This is a genomic window from Klebsiella sp. JB_Kp042 (genome assembly GCF_040065275.1).
Lineage (GTDB): Bacteria > Pseudomonadota > Gammaproteobacteria > Enterobacterales > Enterobacteriaceae > Klebsiella > Klebsiella quasipneumoniae.
Map to the genome: position 1 here is coordinate 151,399 of NZ_JBEAJL010000015.1, position 17,149 is coordinate 168,547.

General features: G+C 61.6%; 17 protein-coding genes. 6 read left to right on the forward strand and 11 right to left on the reverse strand.

The genetic code is table 11. The annotated features are described in order from the left end of the window. Positions 1–27 precede the first annotated feature (27 nt). Positions 28–2,391 carry a TonB-dependent receptor gene (locus ABLV54_RS05005; protein WP_101881239.1) on the reverse strand — a complete coding sequence of 788 codons (2,364 nt, stop codon included), beginning with the start codon at positions 2,389–2,391 and terminating at the stop codon, positions 28–30. A 215-nt stretch (positions 2,392–2,606) separates the two neighbouring features. Here ABLV54_RS05005 and ABLV54_RS05010 point away from each other — a divergent pair, with 215 nt between their 5' ends. Together ABLV54_RS05010 and ABLV54_RS05015 are read left to right on the forward strand one after the other, a co-directional pair. Next, entirely contained in the window at positions 2,607–2,900 is a 294-nt protein-coding gene (locus ABLV54_RS05010; protein WP_101881238.1) for a SelT/SelW/SelH family protein, read from the forward strand. Positions 2,901–2,977: 77 nt separating this feature from the next. Continuing rightward, the gene (locus ABLV54_RS05015; RefSeq protein ID WP_023290806.1) at positions 2,978–3,319 is read left to right on the forward strand and encodes a nitrous oxide-stimulated promoter family protein; all 342 of its coding nucleotides are present in this window, start codon (positions 2,978–2,980) and stop codon (positions 3,317–3,319) included. Positions 3,320–3,379: 60 nt separating this feature from the next. On the opposite strand, the gene ABLV54_RS05020 is transcribed toward ABLV54_RS05015, so the two are convergent. The 10 genes from ABLV54_RS05020 to hypA all read right to left on the reverse strand — a co-directional run bounded on the left by ABLV54_RS05020 (position 3,380) and on the right by hypA (position 13,039). Further along, positions 3,380–4,234, reverse strand: coding sequence for a metal ABC transporter permease (locus ABLV54_RS05020; protein ID WP_023290805.1), 855 nt, complete (start codon positions 4,232–4,234; stop codon positions 3,380–3,382). Continuing rightward, entirely contained in the window at positions 4,228–5,076 is an 849-nt protein-coding gene (sitC, locus tag ABLV54_RS05025) for an iron/manganese ABC transporter permease subunit SitC (protein ID WP_023290804.1), read from the reverse strand. Before sitC ends, ABLV54_RS05020 begins: the two co-directional genes overlap by 7 nt. Next, on the reverse strand, positions 5,073–5,894 hold the full coding sequence (locus tag ABLV54_RS05030) for a manganese/iron ABC transporter ATP-binding protein (RefSeq protein WP_048298116.1): 822 nt from the start codon (positions 5,892–5,894) through the stop codon (positions 5,073–5,075). The genes sitC and ABLV54_RS05030 overlap by 4 nt, the downstream gene beginning before the upstream one ends. After that, positions 5,891–6,808, reverse strand: a complete 918-nt coding sequence (locus ABLV54_RS05035; protein WP_044524511.1) for a metal ABC transporter substrate-binding protein — start codon at positions 6,806–6,808, stop codon at positions 5,891–5,893. Before ABLV54_RS05035 ends, ABLV54_RS05030 begins: the two co-directional genes overlap by 4 nt. A 311-nt stretch (positions 6,809–7,119) precedes the next feature. Next, on the reverse strand, positions 7,120–9,192 hold the full coding sequence (gene flhA, locus ABLV54_RS05040; protein WP_023290801.1) for a formate hydrogenlyase transcriptional activator FlhA: 2,073 nt from the start codon (positions 9,190–9,192) through the stop codon (positions 7,120–7,122). A gap of 235 nt (positions 9,193–9,427) precedes the next feature. Continuing rightward, complete coding sequence (gene hypE, locus ABLV54_RS05045; RefSeq protein ID WP_048335100.1) at positions 9,428–10,438, reverse strand: hydrogenase expression/formation protein HypE; 1,011 nt, start codon at positions 10,436–10,438, stop codon at positions 9,428–9,430. After that, a complete protein-coding gene (gene hypD / locus ABLV54_RS05050; RefSeq protein ID WP_101881237.1) occupies positions 10,435–11,556 on the reverse strand; it encodes a hydrogenase formation protein HypD in 1,122 nt (373 codons plus the stop codon). Before hypD ends, hypE begins: the two co-directional genes overlap by 4 nt. Then, positions 11,556–11,828: a HypC/HybG/HupF family hydrogenase formation chaperone gene (locus tag ABLV54_RS05055; RefSeq protein ID WP_002914934.1), complete on the reverse strand. Its 273-nt coding sequence runs from the start codon at positions 11,826–11,828 to the stop codon at positions 11,556–11,558. The genes hypD and ABLV54_RS05055 overlap by 1 nt, the downstream gene beginning before the upstream one ends. Continuing rightward, complete coding sequence (hypB, locus tag ABLV54_RS05060; RefSeq protein ID WP_048298109.1) at positions 11,819–12,691, reverse strand: hydrogenase nickel incorporation protein HypB; 873 nt, start codon at positions 12,689–12,691, stop codon at positions 11,819–11,821. The genes ABLV54_RS05055 and hypB overlap by 10 nt, the downstream gene beginning before the upstream one ends. A gap of 3 nt (positions 12,692–12,694) precedes the next feature. Further along, entirely contained in the window at positions 12,695–13,039 is a 345-nt protein-coding gene (hypA, locus tag ABLV54_RS05065; protein WP_004205644.1) for a hydrogenase maturation nickel metallochaperone HypA, read from the reverse strand. A gap of 210 nt (positions 13,040–13,249) precedes the next feature. Between hypA and hycA the strand changes: the two genes are divergently transcribed. The 4 genes from hycA to ABLV54_RS05085 all read left to right on the forward strand — a co-directional run bounded on the left by hycA (position 13,250) and on the right by ABLV54_RS05085 (position 17,139). After that, positions 13,250–13,699 (forward strand): formate hydrogenlyase regulator HycA, encoded by a 450-nt coding sequence (gene hycA / locus ABLV54_RS05070; protein ID WP_101881236.1) that lies wholly within the window; start codon positions 13,250–13,252, stop codon positions 13,697–13,699. A gap of 82 nt (positions 13,700–13,781) precedes the next feature. Further along, positions 13,782–14,390 carry a 4Fe-4S dicluster domain-containing protein gene (locus tag ABLV54_RS05075; protein WP_101881235.1) on the forward strand — a complete coding sequence of 203 codons (609 nt, stop codon included), beginning with the start codon at positions 13,782–13,784 and terminating at the stop codon, positions 14,388–14,390. Next, positions 14,387–16,213, forward strand: a complete 1,827-nt coding sequence (hycC, locus tag ABLV54_RS05080) for a formate hydrogenlyase subunit 3 (protein WP_248860960.1) — start codon at positions 14,387–14,389, stop codon at positions 16,211–16,213. The genes ABLV54_RS05075 and hycC overlap by 4 nt, the downstream gene beginning before the upstream one ends. A gap of 2 nt (positions 16,214–16,215) precedes the next feature. Beyond that, positions 16,216–17,139 (forward strand): respiratory chain complex I subunit 1 family protein, encoded by a 924-nt coding sequence (locus ABLV54_RS05085; protein WP_023290794.1) that lies wholly within the window; start codon positions 16,216–16,218, stop codon positions 17,137–17,139. Positions 17,140–17,149: the final 10 nt, after the last annotated feature.

Here is a 17,149-nt window from a genome sequence, read left to right on the forward strand (position 1 = left end):
GGGGCAGGTGAGTTGTTATTCGGGCAATCAGAAGTCGACGTTGACCCCAAGCTGCCAGGTGCGGCCCGGCATCACCGCCAGCGCTTTATCATTGGCGTCCTGGTTGGTGCCGGTCTCGATATTGCGGCTGCTCAGGTAATCCCAGTATTTACGATCGGTGAGGTTGTAGACCCCGCCATTGAGGCGCACGTTTTTCGCCACCTGCCAGTACGCGGTCCAGTCCAGCATGCCGTAGCCCGGCACGCGCATATAGTCGCTGCTGGCATCGGCGATGGCGGACCCGCTATTGCTGTAGCTTTCGCGGTTGGTGGCGGTCGCCTGTTTCCCCTTGACGAAGGTCGCCGTCAGGGCGGTGCCGTAGCGTTTCGCCGGATCGTCCCACGCCACGCCGACGATAGCTTTCATCGGCGCTACGCTGTCGAGGTCGACGTATTTATCGCCGCTGTAGCTGGATTTCGATTTCCCTTCGCTATAGCCGAGGGCGAGGGTGGCGCTCAGGCCGTCCACCTGCTCATACCAGGTGCCAAAGTTAAATTTAGTGCTGATTTCACCGCCGTAGATATAGGCCTTATCGCGGTTTTCCGCCTGATAAATGGTGTAGATATTCGACGGCACGTTAGTGAACTGGCCCGGATTATTCGCCCGGGTATAGCGGGTATAGGCGATAAAGTTCTTATAGCTGTTGTAGAACAGCGCTGTGCGCAGGGTGATGCCTTCGGTAACTTCCCCCTTCAGCCCCCACTCGAGATTATCGCTGGTTTCCGTCTTCAGATCGGTATTGCCGATCAGGGCATACTGCTGGCTGCCGGCGTAGCTGGAGCCAAGGTTCCAGGATCCATACAGCTGACTGGCGTTGGGGAACTGCGCGCCGCGCTGGTACTGCAGGTAGGTCATCAGGCGCGGGGTGAGGTCGTACTGGAAAGTCAACGACGGCAGAACCTGGGTATCGCTGTTTTTACCGTACAGATTCGCCACCGACGATTCGGTCAGCGCGCTGCTGTTGGCGGCAAGGTCGGACAGATTTTCCGGCTTCGTCGATTGATGCACCACGCGCACGCCGGGAATAATGGCGAAGTTGTGGCTATCAAGGTCGAAGTTGATCTTATCCTGGACAAAGCCGCCGAGAGTGTAGCTGCGGCTGTCCGCCTCCGGCTGCATGATCTCGCTGTAAACGCTGGGGATCGGCGACTGGCTGAACGGCCGCTGGGTTTTGCTGGTGCTGGCGTTGAAACCGGCGCTCAGATCGTGGCGGCCCAGGGTTTTCGCCAGCGCGGTCTGCAGGCCCCAGGTGTCGGTGTCGTAGTTGGAGTTCACCGTCTGCATTCTGCGGGTGACGCTGTCCGGCATATACGTCCAGTCATGGGCTTCGGTATGCTGGTAGTAGATTTTCGTGGAGACGCTGTCGAGGTAGTCATTCATCGGCGTCCAGTCATCCTTCAGGCTCAGGCCCCAGCGTCGGGTCTGGCTGGTCTGGTTGGCGGTGCCGATGGTGCTGTTACCGCTGGAATCCCAGGTATCGTAGTGGGTGTGGTTGGTTTTGTGGTAATAGTCGAAGGTGCTGGTTAGCTTGTGCTCGTCGTTGGGCTGCCAGATCCCGGAGGCCAGAAAGGCATCGGAGTGCCAGTTCGCCGGGTAGGCGTCGACGGTGTCGCTGTTATTTTCGGTTTCCTGGCCGTCGCGGCGGCTGTAGACCAAAATGCCGCGCAGGAACTCATCGCCGCCGGCGACGGTCACCCCGTTGTGCCAGCTGCGATCCGCGGAGTCGTAGCCGCTGCGATAGCCGAAGGCGCTGGTTTTACCCGGGCGCAGGTAATCATCCGCCGATTTCGGGCGGAAGGAGACATTCCCTCCGATGGCGCTGTTGGCCGTTTCCGTCGAGGTGGCGCCGGACTGGATATCCACGCTGCCGTACATATACGGGTCGATATAATCGCGGCCGATGCCGAAGGTATTGAGCCCCGAGCGGCCGACGTAGCCGCGGCCGGTGGCGTTGGGCTGGGCGATACCGTCCACGTCGATACCGACGCGGTTGCTCTCCATGCCGCGAATGTTGTAGCCGGTGTAGCCCCCGCGGTCGAAGCCGCTTTTGCCGTTGCCGGAGCCGCCGCTGGCCCCGGTGGCGCTGATGAGCGGTTCATAGCGCATGATCGAGCCGAAATCGTTAGCGCCTTTGTCCTCCAGCTCCCGGGCGCTGATGCTGTGCTCGTTACCGGCTTTTTGCGCCGGCGCGGGAGCGGTGACGGTCATTTGTTCCGAGGTGTCATCCACCGCCTCGCCGCCGATGGCGGAAGTGCCTGCTGCGACGGCAGAAGTTTGATAAATTGCTGCAAGCAAAGAGGTCACCAGCAGGCGTTTTTTATACCCTGCTGCTGACGGAGTCGATTTGTACATAGTCGCCACGCCTTGATCGTTATTAGTATCGGCTCACGCGTTACTTCCAGAGTTGCAGGTTGCTCCGTCTTTTCCGTTGCGGATAGGGTCTCACTCCATTTGTTGATTGCGAATGGTAATGATAGGTATTATCGTTTGCAGCAAAATATTCATGTATTCCTCATTTAAACTGCACTTTGTTTACACTGTGCCCTTTCAGCCTGAGCGAGAAGACGATGTATTCAAAAGCGGCTATCACCATCACCTATTGTTCCCAGTGCAACTGGATGCTGCGCGCCAGCTGGATGGCGCAGGAGCTGTTACACACCTTCAGCACCGATATCGCCTCGGTGACGCTGGTGCCGGGCACCGGCGGGATCTTCACTATCGATATCGACGGCCAGCAGATCTGGGAGCGGAAGCAGGATGGCGGCTTTCCGGATGCGGCAGAGCTGAAACGCCGGGTGCGCGATGTCTGCTTCCCGGAAAAAGCATTGGGGCATGTTGATAAACCCGCTAACCCGACCTAATCGTCAGGAAAGCGGCTGCGTGGCTCGTTTAAAAGGTGTATTATTTATGCATCTTTTTGTGGGGAGGGAAGTTGACGGTGGGCAAACGCATCGAACGTGAAAAGCAGACGATCGGTCGGATGATTGGGCTTTATCAGCGCCGCTGTCCGGATGCCCGCGACGACGGCGAGCACTATCAGGCGCTGAACGCCTACGCCGACAAGCGGCTTGATAAGTGCGTGTTTGGCGACAATAAACCGGCCTGCAAGCAGTGTCCGGTACACTGCTATCAGCCGGCGAAGCGCGAAGAGATGAAGCAGATTATGCGCTGGGCCGGGCCACGAATGCTCTGGCGCCACCCGATCCTGACCCTTCGCCATCTGCTGGATGACAGGCGGCCGGTGCCGCCGCTGCCGGAAAAATATCGACCGAAAAAATAGCGGCCTTTCCCCGGCCTGGGCTGCGCGCAGCCGGGGGACAAGCGCAGCCCCGGTAAGGCGTTAGCCGCCACCGGGGATGGGTGATGAAGCCTTCTGTTTCTGACTATCCCGGATCGTGCTTGTCACAAAGGCGACCACAAACAGCGCGCTGAACAGCACCACGATAGTCGGCGCCGGCGCGCTATCGAGATAAAACGCCAGCCACACCCCTCCCGCCGAGCAGCAGACCGCTACCGCCACCGCCAGCAGCAGGGCGTGGATAAAGCGCCGTACCAGCAGGAGCGCGATCGCCCCTGGGGCAATCAGCAGCGAAATCGACAGGATAATCCCTACCGACTGCAGCGTCGCGACGATGGTCAGGGCGATCATGCACAGCATGCCGTAATGCAGCAGTCCGCCGCGCAGGCCGCTGGCTTTGGCCTGCGTCGGATCGAAGGCGTGCAGCAAAAAATCCCGCCATTTCAGCCCGATAATCAGCGCGATCACCAGCGCGATAGCCGCCGTTTGTCCAATATCGCTGAGGGAGATCCCGAGCATATCGCCGAACAGAATATGGTCGAGATGGACGTCGGACCGGATCGCTACGTACAGTACCAGCCCGGCGCCAAACATGCCGGAGAAGACAATCCCCATGATGGTATCGCGTTTGAGGCGGCTGTTGTCGTCGAGAAAACCGGTCGTCACGGCGCAGAGCAGTCCGGCGATAAACGCGCCGATGGCGAAGGGGATGCCGATAATGTAGGCCAGCACCACGCCGGGAAAGACCGCGTGGCTCATCGCGTCGCCCATCAGCGCCCAGCCTTTGAGCACCAGAAAGACTGACAGCAGCGCGCAGGGCACGGCAACGACCATCGATACTGTTATCGCGTTGACCATAAAAGGAAACTGGAACGGGGCCAGGATCAGATTCAGCATGCGGCCTCCCCGGCGCGGCGGCGGTTGGCCAACAGGCCATGCTTCGGCGCGAAGATAAAGGTGATGAGGAACAGCAGCGTTTGCGCCACCACGATAATGCCGCCGGTGGCGCCGTCGAGGTAGTAACTGAGCCAGGCGCCGAAGAAGCTGGTCAGGCTGCCGATGGCGACGGCGATGGCCAGCAGGCGCGGGAAGCGGTCGGTTAACAGCCAGGCGGTGGCGCCGGGGGTGACCACCAGGCAGATAACCAGAAAGGCGCCGACGGTCTGCAGCGCCGCTACGGTGCAGGCCGCCAGCAGGGTAAAGAACAGCAGCTTCAGGCCGCGGGTGTTCAGACCAATCGAGCGGGCGTGGTGCTCATCGAAGAAGGTCACCATCAGATCTTTCCACTTCAACAGCAGGATCGCCATCGAGATAAAGCCGATCGCCGCCAGCTGGATAATATCCTCCGGGGCGATGGCCAGAATATTGCCGAGGATAATAGTCTGGATATTCACCGACGTCGGGTTCAGCGACACCATAAACAGCCCGATCCCGAAGAAGGAGGAGAAGATCAGGCCGATAATCGCATCCTCTTTCAGCCGCGACCGCTGCTGCAAAAACAGCATACTGCCCGCCGCCAGGCCGCCGGAGAGAAACGCGCCGAGGGCAAACGGCAGACCGAGCATATAGGCCCCGGCGACGCCGGGCACAATCGAGTGGGAAAGGGCGTCGCCAATCAGCGACCAGCCCTTCAGCATCAGGTAGCAGGAGAGAAAGGCGCAGACGCCGCCCACCAGCGCCGCCACCCACATCGCATTGAGCATATAGTGATAGCCAAACGGCTCCAGCAGCCAGCTCATCGTGGGTCTCCCGCCGCGCGCCGGCTGATAAACGGCCGCTCGTCATCGGTGATAATCTGCGTTTCCGCACCGGTGAGCGAGACGTGGCGCAGTACGCCGCTGAAAGCCCGCTCCAGATTCTCGGCGGTGAAGGTGGTTTCTGTCGGGCCGCTGGCCAGCACGGTGCCTTTTACCATCACCGTGTAATCGCAAAATTCACTTACGGACCCGAGATTATGGGTGGAGACCAGCATGGTACAGCCCTCATCGCGGAGCTCGCGCAGCAGGCTGATGATCCGCGCTTCGGTTTGCACATCGACGCCGGTAAAAGGCTCATCCAGCAGGATCACCTGGCCCTGCTGAGCGATGGCGCGGGCAAGGAAGACGCGCTTTTTCTGCCCGCCGGAGAGCTCGCCAATTTGCCGATGGCGGTACTCGCTCATGCCCACGCGGGCCAGCGCGGCATCGACAATCTCGCGATCGCGCGGCTTTGCCCGCCGCAGCCAGCCCATATGGCCGTAGCGGCCCATCATCACCACATCCTCCACCAGCACCGGGAAGGACCAGTCCACCTCTTCCGACTGCGGGACATAGGCGACCAGGTTCTGGCGCAGCGCGCGGTTGACCGGCTGACCGAGGATGGCGATCTCGCCGTGACCGACGCGCACAAAGCCCATCAGCGCTTTAAACAGTGTGGATTTACCCGAGCCGTTAACCCCCACCAGCGCGGCAATAGAGCCGCGCGGTACGCTGAACGAGGCGTCGCGCAGGGCGGTGTGGCCGTTGCGCCAGGTGACGGTGAGCTGGTCGACATACAGACCCGCTTGCGCAGTATTCATGGCTGTTTCCTCATCCCGTCCTGGATACCGTTGACGATGGTTTCGGTGGTGACGCGCAGCAGGTCGAGCCAGGTCGGCACCGGGCCGTCGGCGGCGCTCAGCGAATCGACATACAGCACGCCGCCGTAGTGGGCGCCGGCTTCGCGCGCCACCTGACGCGCCGGTTTATCGGAGATGGTGCTTTCGCTGAAGATGGTCGGGATCTGTTCTTTCTTCATGGTGTCGATAACCTTGCGCACCTGTTGCGGAGTGCCCTGCTGGTCGGCGTTAATCGGCCACAGATACAGTTCGCGCAGGCCATAGTCGCGGGCCAGATAGGAGAAGGCTCCCTCGCTGGTGACCAGCCAGCGCTTATCCGCCGGCAGCTGCGCCAGTCTGGCCTGCAGCGGCGCCATCGTCTGGCGGATCTTCTCTTTATAGGCCTCGGCGTTGCGGCGATAGGTGTCGGCGTGAGGCGGATCGTATTTCACCAGCGCATCGCGAATATTATCGACATAGATCAGGGCGTTATCTGCCGACATCCAGGCATGGGGATTGGGCTTCCCGCTATAGGGGCCTGCGCTGATGCCCATCGGCTGGATCCCCTCGCTGACCACCACCTCCGGGACGCCCTGCAGGTGTTGATAAAAGCGGGCAAACCACCGTTCGAGATTGAGACCGTTGCTGAGGATCAGCTGCGCCCCCTGCGCGCGTTTGATATCGCCGGGGGTAGGCTGGTAGTCGTGGATCTCCGCGCCCGGTTTGGTGATGGAGCTGACGACGGCGGCATCGCCGGCCACGTTCTGCGCCATATCGGCGATAACCGTGAAGGTGGTGATAACCCTGAATTTCTCCTGCGCCGAGGCCGGCGCCGCGGCCAGCAGGGCCAGCGCGCTGGCCAGCAGCAATGATTTCAGCGGTGTCAGGTGCAGCATAGGATCCCTCGCAATGATGTGGTTAATTTCCCAGCGTTTATAGCCATTGCTATGTTATATAGCACAAGCTATTTATAAATGAAAATAATTCTTATTTGCATGCGTGGATAATGATTAGAGCGAGAACGATTTTGTCACGGGGATTTAAATTAACCCGGGCTGCATTGTGCTGACCCGGGTGACATGCGGTATTCGGTTTACCGGCTCGCAAGCCGGGCGTCTTCGGGGGGAAGTGCTGCGTGTGTGCTGGGTGGCGGCGACGCCTTGCCCGGCCAGCAACACCTGCGATGATAAATAAATAGCAGGCGAGGCTACACCAGCTCGTCTTTATTAATGCCCAGCCGCTTCATGCGCGACAGGAGCGTGGTGCGCTTCAGCCCCAGCCGCTGGGCGGCGCCTTTCGGCCCGGCCACCACGCCGTTGCTCTCCTTCAGCACCCGGACGATCAGCTGATATTCATCTTCGCCTTCCTCAGGCAAGACCTCTGGCGACCGCGGAGGCTCGACGATATCCCGCTCCGGCAGGGAGAGCTGCAGCACGTTGCCGCGGGTCAGCAGCACCGCCCGTTCGATGACGTTTTCCAGCTCGCGCACGTTGCCCGGCCACTCCATGCGCGTCAGGGTACGCAGGGTCTCCGCCGGAATACTGTCGATATTGCGTCCCATGCGGCGGGCGATTTTGAAGGTAAAGGCCTTCACCAGCAGCGGGATATCGTCGGGGCGCTCGCGCAGCGGCGGCAGGTGGATCGGGAACACGTTGAGCCGGTAGTAGAGGTCGCTGCGAAATTCCCTGTCGATAACCATCTGCTTGAGATCGCGGTTGGTGGCGGCGATCAGTCGGACGTCGGTCTGGATCAGCTTGTTGCTCCCCAGGCGTTCGAACTCCTGCTCCTGGAGAACGCGCAGCAGCTTGGGCTGCAGCTCCAGCGGCATATCGCCCACTTCATCAAGGAACAGGGAGCTTTTGTCCGCCAGTTCGAAGCGGCCGATACGCTGGGCGCTGGCCCCGGTGAAGGCTCCGCGTTCGTGGCCGAACAGATCGCTCTCCAGCAGTCCGGCGGGCATCGCGGCGCAGTTCATCTTCACCATCCGCCGACTGTTTCGTCCGCTGAGGTTATGAATGGCGCGGGCGATAAGCTCTTTGCCGGTGCCGGTTTCGCCGAGGATCAGCACGGTGCTGTCGCTGTGGGCCACCATCTCGACCTGCTTGAGCACATTGTTCATCGCCTCGCTGCGGCCGATGATCTCCCCGAATTCGCTCTCGACATTGTTGAGCTGCTCGGTGAGGGCGAGGTTCTCATCCACCAGTCGCTCTTTCAGGCGCTGAATTTCACGGTAGGCGAGGGCGTTATCGATAGCGATCGACACCCGCTCGGCGATCTGCCGCAGCAGCTTGAGATTGGTAGTGGTAAATACCTGTTCGTCGCATTGCGCCAGCTTCAGCACCCCGAGGAGGGTGTTGCCGGACATCAGCGGCAGCAGGCACAGGGTCTGGATCTTGTTGCCCCACATTTCGAAGAGCATTTTCTCGTACGGCGCGAGGGTGTCATGCTCGTGCAGATTAAGCAGCAGCATCTCTTTGCTTTTGAACACGCGCTCGGTGAGGGTGCCCGCTTCATCTACCTCGCTCTGGTCGTGAACCGGATGGCTGGCATCGAGATAGTGTGTGGAATAGATGTTGAGCTTCCCTTTGCGGTTGCTGCGCAGCACCACGCTGATGGCGTCGATCCGGAAGTAGCGATGGATCTCTTTCGCCACCTCGCTGACCAGCTCGTCGATATCCAGACGTGAGAGGACCGCGTTGGTGATCGCCACCAGAATGCGGAAGTTGTCGCGCTCGTGGCACAACAGATCGTAATCGACGTTGTTACTGACCCGGTTCTGAATCTGCTCGCTGACGACGGCGACGATCTGCGCGAAGGTATGCAGTCGCTGGAACTCTTTCTCGCTCCATGGCCGGTTGTCACGGCGCAGAAATTCGCAACCGCCGAAGATCCGCCCGTCGGCCGCCAGCGGCAGCAGCGAGTAGTACCCGAACGGGCGATAGATCCCGCTGCGGATAAGCTGCGGCCAGGTGTCGGCAAAGGTCTCATGATCGCAATGCAGGGCATCCGGCCGGGAGAGTAAGCGGCGCACCGGTCCGTGGGCGAGCACGGTTTCATCTTCATAGCTCACCGGCTGGCCTGCCTCATCGCAGGCGTATCTGGCCGCGCGGTGGTTGCCTGCGTTCCACAGGATAATGGCCGCTTCGTCGGCCAGTGCGGACTGTTGCACCAGGCGGGTCAGGGTTTCGCTCAGCGCAGCCAGATCGGGCTGCTGTAATAAAAGCCGGGTGATATCAAACAGACCCTGCTGGCCGAGATCGCTCATCGGTGTATACGACATGGCTTACATCCAAAACGCGCCGGCAACGCGGCGCATAAGAAAATGATGGTACAAATAATAGTATGTTAATAAAGCGGTTATTGCCGCTTTAACCCATCCGTGGGCACCCGCTGGTTTGGGCGGGACAATCATGCTGGCTTTTCCCGGCTCGCGCTGCGCTTAGCCGGGCTACATGTGCGCGCCGTGTTGTAGCCCGGATAAGGCGCCAGCCGCTATCCGGGACCCGACGCCGTCGTTAACAAATTCTCGGCAGCGGCTCGGCGTGGGGAAGATCGAGCGTCCGCTTTACGCCGTACAGCCCGACGGAACGCACGCCCGGGCGGGCGACCACCTCGCCGATTATCGCCGCCTCGCGTCCCAGGGCGTGAGACCGTATATGCGCCAGCACGTTTTCCGCTTCTTCGCGGGCGACGGCGATCACCAGCTTGCCTTCATTGGCGAAGTTCAGGGCATCCAGCCCGAGCAGCTCGCAGACTCCGCGCACGGTGTCGTTGACCGGCAGCTTCGCCTCGTGCAGTTCAATGCCGCAGCCGCTGGCGGCGGCGAACTCATGGGCGACGGCGTTGACGCCGCCGCGGGTGGCGTCGCGCAGGGCTTTGACGCCGCGCAGCGGCCGCAGGGTTTGGATCAGCGGCGTCAGCACCGCGCAGTCGCTGGACAGCGCGCCGTCGAGCCCCATCTGCTCGCGCAGATTAAGGATGGTGGCGCCATGATCCCCCAGCGTGCCGCTGACCAGCAGCACATCGCCGGCGCTGATCTGCTGCGTCCCCCAGCGAACGTCTGCCGGGATGGCGCCGATGCCGGCGGTGTTAATAAACAGCTTATCCGCCGCGCCGCGCGGCACCACTTTGGTGTCGCCGGTAACGATAGCGATCCCTGCCGCCCGGGCGGTATCGGCCATGCTGGCGACCACCGCTTCCAGGGTAGCCATCTCCAGCCCCTCTTCAAGAATAAACCCGCAGGAAAGATAGCGGGGGATGGCGCCGCTGACCGCCACATCGTTGGCGGTACCGCAGACGGCCAGCTTGCCGATATTGCCGCCGGGAAAGAACAGCGGGTCAATCACATAGCTGTCGGTGGAGAAGGCGAGACGATCCCCCTGGGCGGCAAGCGCCGCCAGATCGAGACGCGCCTGATCTTCCTGCTCCGCCAGCCAGGGGTTGGCGAAAGCCTGCATAAACAGGTCGCCGATCAGCTGCTGCATTGCCTGACCGCCGCTACCGTGGGCTAACTGGACGCTTTTCATGCTTCATATTCCTGACTGCGATATTGATACCAGGCGGCGCAGGCCCCTTCCGAGGAGACCATCAGCGCGCCAAAGGCGCTTTGCGGATTGCAGGTGCTGGCGAAGAGCGGGCACTGGTGCGGTTTACAGCGGCCGGTCAACACCTCGCCGCAGCGGGCGCGCGGGTCGTCGCACACGCGCTGCGGCGCCGGGCGGAAATGGGCCTCGGCATCGAAGCGCTGATAGGCCGGCGTGAGGTGCACGCCGGAGTCGCTGATGACCCCCAGACCGCGCCATTCGCTGTCGCCATCAAGGCGAAACACGTCGGCCATCGCCGCCTGCGCCAGCGGGTTGCCGGCATCCGGCACTACGCGGCGGTACTGATTTTCCACCTCGCTACGCTGCGCTATTGTCTGCTCAACCAGCATCACCGCGCCTTGCAGTAGATCAAGAGGTTCGAAACCGGCGACCACTAACGGGCGATGATAGTCGCTGGCGATAAAGCCGTAGGCTTCGGTGCCGATCACCATACTGACGTGGCCGGGGGCGAGAAAGGCGTCGATACCGTTGTCAGGCTGGTCCAGCAGACTGCGCAGGGTCGGCAGCAGGGTGATGTGCTGGCAGAAAAAGAAAAAGTTATCGACGTTGCGCTCCCGCGCCTGACGCAGGGTGAGGGCGGTGGCGGGCATGGTGGTTTCGAAACCGAGACCGAAAAAGACCACCTCACGCTGCGGGTTTTGCTGCGCCAGCCACAGGGCGTCCATCGGCGAATAAACGATGCGGACATCGGCGCCGCGGGCTTTCGCCTGCAGCAGTGAGCCGTTTTTGCCCGGTACGCGCATGGCGTCGCCGAAGGTACAGAAGATAACCCCCGGACGGCTGGCAATCTCAATGCAGGCGTCGATGCGCCCCATCGGCAGGACGCACACCGGGCAGCCGGGCCCATGAATAAATTCGATATTCTCCGGCAACAGCTGGTCGAGACCGAACTTAAAAATGGCATGGGTATGACCGCCGCAGACCTCCATGATGCGCAGCGGTCGCGCGGCGGTGTGCGGCAGCAGATGGGCACGCTGCTGAAGATGGGCCACCAACTGCATGACCTGCTCAGGGGCGCGGTATTCGTCAACGTAACGCATTATCGCTCCTCGCCGTACAGCAGGGCGCCGACGTCCGGCTCTACGTCAAACATATTTTGCAGCGCTTCGAGAGTGTCGCGGGCTTCGGCTTCATTAATCACGCTCATGGCGAACCCGACGTGCACCAGCACCCACTGGCCGAGACGCGGCTGGCCCTGCTCGTCAACGGCGCCCACCAGCGTCAGGTCGACGTCGCGCTGAATGCCACAGACTTCCACCTTCGCCAGCACGCCGTCGATGGCGCAAATTTGTCCCGGAATGCCTATGCACATTGCTGCGTCTCCAGCCAGGTGAGCCACTGATCCATGCCTTCGCCGCTGGTGGCGGAGAGGAGGATAATGTCAATATGCGGATTGACCTCGCGGGCGCAGGCCAGGCACTTCTCGACGTCGAAATTGAGATACGGCAGCAGGTCGACCTTGTTGAGCAGCATCAGGCTGGCGGCGGCGAACATATGCGGATACTTCAGCGGCTTGTCTTCGCCTTCCGTGACCGACAGCACCGCCACCTTATGGCGTTCGCCGAGATCAAAGCTCGCCGGGCAGACCAGGTTGCCGACGTTTTCAATAAACAGAATGCCGTGGTCAGCCAGCGGCAGGCGCGGGGCGGCGTCGGCGATCATCTGGGCGTCGAGATGGCAGCCTTTCCCGGTGTTGACCTGAATCGCCGGGGTGCCGGTGGCGCGAATGCGGGCGGCGTCATTGACCGTTTGCTGGTCGCCTTCAATCACCGCGCAGTCGGCACGCCCTTTCAGCCGGGTGAGGGTTTCGGTGAGCAGGGTGGTTTTGCCGGAGCCGGGGCTGGAAACCAGATTCAGCACCAGCTGCTGCTTCGCCGCAAAGCGCGCGCGGTTGCGCGCCGCCAGACGGTTGTTTTTATCCAGCACGTCGATTTCCACTTCCAGCATGCGCCGCTGGCTCTGGCCCGGGGCGTGAGTCCCCGCTTCGCCATGGCCGTAATGCAGATCGCCCTCTGTCGTGCGGGTGGGGGCGAAGTGGTCGGTTTTTACGCCGGTGATGGTCATCGTCTGGCGTGGGGCGGGCGCGAAGGGGGCGCTGCGGAACGCGGAATGCGGGTTTCGTTCGTCTCCTTCAATATAGAGGTTGCCTTCTCCACAGCCGCATGTTGTACACATAATTTACTCCAATTCTAAACGCTGAATCTGTAAGCCGTCATCCGCCACGATCTGTAGCTGGTCGTTATTGCAGTGCGGGCAGCGGCGGACGTGCTGCGAGACAAGATGGACGTACTGCTGACAGCGTTCGCACCAGCATTCAGCCTGTTGTTCGGCGATATGCAGTTCGCACCCCTCCGCCAGCGTGCCGCGGCAGACCAGCTCAAAGCAGAAGGTCAGGGCGCTGGCTTCCACGCAGGAAAATGCTCCCACCTTAAGCCACACGCCGGTCACCCGCCGCGCGCCGGCCTGCTGCGCCTGTTGTTCAATAATTTCCAGCGCCCGCTGGCTGAGGGTGATTTCGTGCATAGTCGCCTCCGTATCGCGATGCGCCTTTTATGCAATAACGGTGCCAGAAAGGACTCGTGGCGGCAGGAAATGTCGATGACGACGCGCCGGGGCTGTCATCGACATGTCGCGTCGGCAGGGAATAAATATAAAAACATAATTAAATCAAATAAATAAAATGTGGCACGGAAAATGCTTAGACGGTGCATCTCATGCTACGGAGAAACCGATATGACTATTTGGGAAATAAGTGAAAAGGCGGATTACATCGCCGACCGTCACCGGCAGCAGCAGGAACAGTGGCATATCTACTGTAACTCGCTGGTTCAGGGGATCACCCTGTCGAAAGCCCGCCTGCATCACGCGATGAGCTGCGCGCCGGACAAAGAGCTGTGCTTCGTGCTGTTCGGCCATTTTCAGGTGTTCGTCGCCCTGGCGGAAGGCTTCAACAGCCACACCATCGAATACTACGTCGAAAACAAAGGCGGCGGTGATAAGTATCTGATTGCTCAGGCCACGCTCGCCGCGGATGGCACGGTGGACGGGCGGATCAGCAACCGCTCCCGCGACCAGGTGCTGGAGCATTATCTGGCGATTATCGCCACCGTCTATGACCGTCTGTACGACGCCATGGAGCAAGACCAACCGGTGGACTTAAGCCATCTGGCCCAGACCCACTGATCGCAAGGTGTCGACACGTGTCGAAAATGACACCTGCGCAACCTGATTTCGTCAAAAGTGACTTTCACCCGAGGATGACCCGGTGAACCGTTTTGTAATTGCTGACTCCACTGTCTGTATCGGCTGCCGCACCTGCGAAGCCGCCTGCTCTGAGACGCATCGCCAGCACGGCCTGCAGGCTATGCCGCGGCTGCAGGTGATGCGTAATGAAAAAGAATCGGCACCGCAGATGTGCCACCACTGCGAAGACGCCCCCTGCGCCGCTGTCTGCCCGGTAAACGCCATCCAGCGCGTCGATGGCGCCGTCCAGCTCAACGAGAGCCTGTGCGTAAGCTGCAAACTGTGCGGCATCGCCTGCCCGTTTGGCGCGATCGAATTTTCCGGCAGCCGTCCGCTGGATATTCCGGCCAATGCCAATACCCGGCTGGCGCCCCCCGCGCCGCCGGCGCCAGCCCGCGTCAGCTCGCTGCTCGACTGGGTGCCGGGCGTGCGCGCCATTGCCATGAAATGCGACCTCTGCCATTTCGATGACCAGGGCCCGGCCTGCGTGCGGACCTGTCCGACCAAAGCGCTGATGCTGGTGGATAGCCGTGATATCACCCAGGCCAGCAAGCGTAAACGCCAGCTGACCTTTAATACCGACCTTGGCGACTTGTCGTTGTTCCAGGCGCAACAGGGGGAGAGGGAATGAGTGTAATTGGATTAGTCAATCAGGCGGTGACGTGGTACGCCGCCAGCGCCGTGCTGGCCTTTGTGTTTGCCATGCGTAAGCCGCTCAGCGGCGCCATTGCCGGGATCGGCGGCGCGGTGGCCAGCGCCATGCTGGTGGTTGCCGGCGGCGCCGCGCTGCTGATGCCGGATCGGATCCACGGCGGCATGCTGCAGTTTCTCCATCTGACAATGCGGGTGGGCGGCGTCAATGCCCTGTGGCTGCTGGCCATCGGCCTGTCGGCGCTGCCGGTGTCGCTGTTTAACATTAGCTGGCATCGCCACCCGCAGGTGAAGGCCAACGGCCTGCTGGTCAACCTGCTGCTGGCCGCCGCCACCTGCGCGGTGGTGGTGACCAATATCGGTTCGCTGGTGGTGATGGCGGAGATCATGGCGCTCTGCGCGGCGTTTCTCACCGGCTGCGCCGCCTCCGGTAAGCTGTGGTTTGCGCTGGGTCGTCTCGGCACGCTGCTGATGGCATGGACCTGCTGGCTGGTGTGGTCGACCTACGGCACCCTCGAGCTGGCGCAGATCAATCTCCAGGCGGTGGATATGATGCAGAACCCGCTGCTGTGGCTGCCGGGGCTGGCGGGATTCGCCCTGCTGGCGGGGGCGATCCCGCTGCACGGCTGGGCGCCGCAGGCTCACGCCGGGGCCAGCGCGCCGGCCGCCGCGCTGTTTTCCACTGTGGTCATGAAGGTCGGTCTGTACGGCATGTTAACCGTTTCGCTGGCCGGCGGCGTGCCGCCGCTGTGGTGGGGCGTGATGCTGCTGGTGCTGGGGATGATCACCGCCTTCATCGGCGGGCTGTATGCGTTGATGGAGCATAACATTCAGCGCCTGCTGGCCTATCACACCCTGGAGAATATCGGCATCATCCTGCTGGGGCTGGGCGCCTTCGTCACCGGCGTAGCCACCCGCAACAGCACGCTGATGGTGCTGGGCTTCATCGGCGGCATGTATCACCTGATTAACCACAGCCTGTTCAAAACTACGCTGTTCCTCGGCGCCGGGGCGGTGTGGTTCCGCACCGGCCATCGCGATATCGAGAAGCTGGGCGGCATCGGTAAAAAAATGCCGCTGATCTCCCTCGCCATGCTGGTGGGGCTGATGGCGATGGCGGCCTTGCCGCCGCTGAACGGCTTCGCCGGCGAGTGGGTCATCTACCAGTCCTTCTTCAAAATGAGCACCAGCGACCTGTTTATTGGCCGTCTGCTGGGGCCGCTGCTGGCGGTGGGCCTGGCGATCACCGGCGCGCTGGCGGTGATGTGTATGGCCAAAGTCTATGGTGTCACCTTCCTCGGCGCGCCGCGGAGCAAAGAGGCGGAAAACGCCACCTGCGCCCCCTGGCTGATGACTCTGAGCGTGGTCATGGCGGCGGTCTTCTGCCTCGTTGGCGGCATCGCCGCGCCGTGGCTGCTGCCGCTGGTGAGCGGCGCCTTCCCGCTGCAGGCCCTGGTGTCGAGCGTGGTGTCGCAGCCGATGATCGCGCTGCTGCTTATCGCCTGCCCGCTGCTGCCGTTCCTGCTAATGATCTTCTTTAAAGGCGATCGCCTGGCGGCGCGCTCGCGCGGCGCGGCCTGGGTCTGCGGCTACGATCACGAACAGTCGATGGTGGTCACCGCCCACGGTTTCGCCATGCCGGTGAAAGAGGCCTTTGCGCCGCTGCTGAAGCTGCGTCACTGGCTGAACCCGGTGCGTCTGGTGCCGGGCTGGCAATCGGCCTCGGCGCCGGCGCTGCTGCGCGGAATGGCGCTGGTTGAGCTGGCGGTGCTGGTGGTGATTGTCATTTCCCGAGGAGCCTGAGAATGAGTCTGTTAATTGCATTGCTACAGGCGCTGGCGCTGTTTGCCGTCGCGCCGCTGTTATCCGGGATCGTCCGCGTCGCCCGCGCGCGGCTGCATAACCGCCGCGGACCGGGCGTGCTGCAGGAGTATCGGGATATCCTGAAATTGCTGGGCCGCCAGAGCGTCGGTCCCGACGCCTCGGGCTGGGTGTTCCGCCTGACGCCGTACGTCATGGTGGGCGTGATGCTGACCATCGCCACCGCCTTGCCGGTGGTGACGGTGGACTCTCCGCTGCCGGTGCTTGGGGATCTCATCACCCTGATCTACCTGTTCGCCATCGCCCGTTTCTTCTTCGCGATTTCCGGTCTGGACACCGGCAGCCCGTTTACCGCGCTGGGCAGCAGCCGCGAAGCGATGCTCGGCGTGCTGGTGGAGCCGATCCTGCTACTGGGCCTGTGGGTCGCCGCGCAGGTGGCGGGCTCCACCCATATCAGCAGTATCACCGACACCCTTTATCACTGGCCGGCAGCGCGCAGCATTCCACTGATTCTGGCGCTGTGCGCCTGCGCCTTTGCCACCTTTATCGAGATGGGCAAATTGCCGTTCGATCTGGCGGAAGCGGAGCAGGAGCTGCAGGAGGGGCCGCTTTCCGAGTACAGCGGCAGCGGCTTTGGCATCCTGAAGTGGGGCATCAGCCTCAAACAGCTGGTGGTGCTGCAGATGTTTGTCGGGGTCTTTTTCCCGTGGGGCCAGATGACCAGCTTCAGCGTCGGCGGCCTGCTGCTGGCGCTGGTGGTGGCCGTCGTCAAGCTGGTGGTTGGGGTGTTGATCATCGCGCTGTTTGAAAACAGCATGGCGCGTCTGCGCTTCTGTGCCACCTCCCGCGTCACCTGGGCCGGGTTTGGTTTCGCCTTTTTAGCTTTCGTCTCCTTGCTGGTGGCGTGATTAAGAGAGT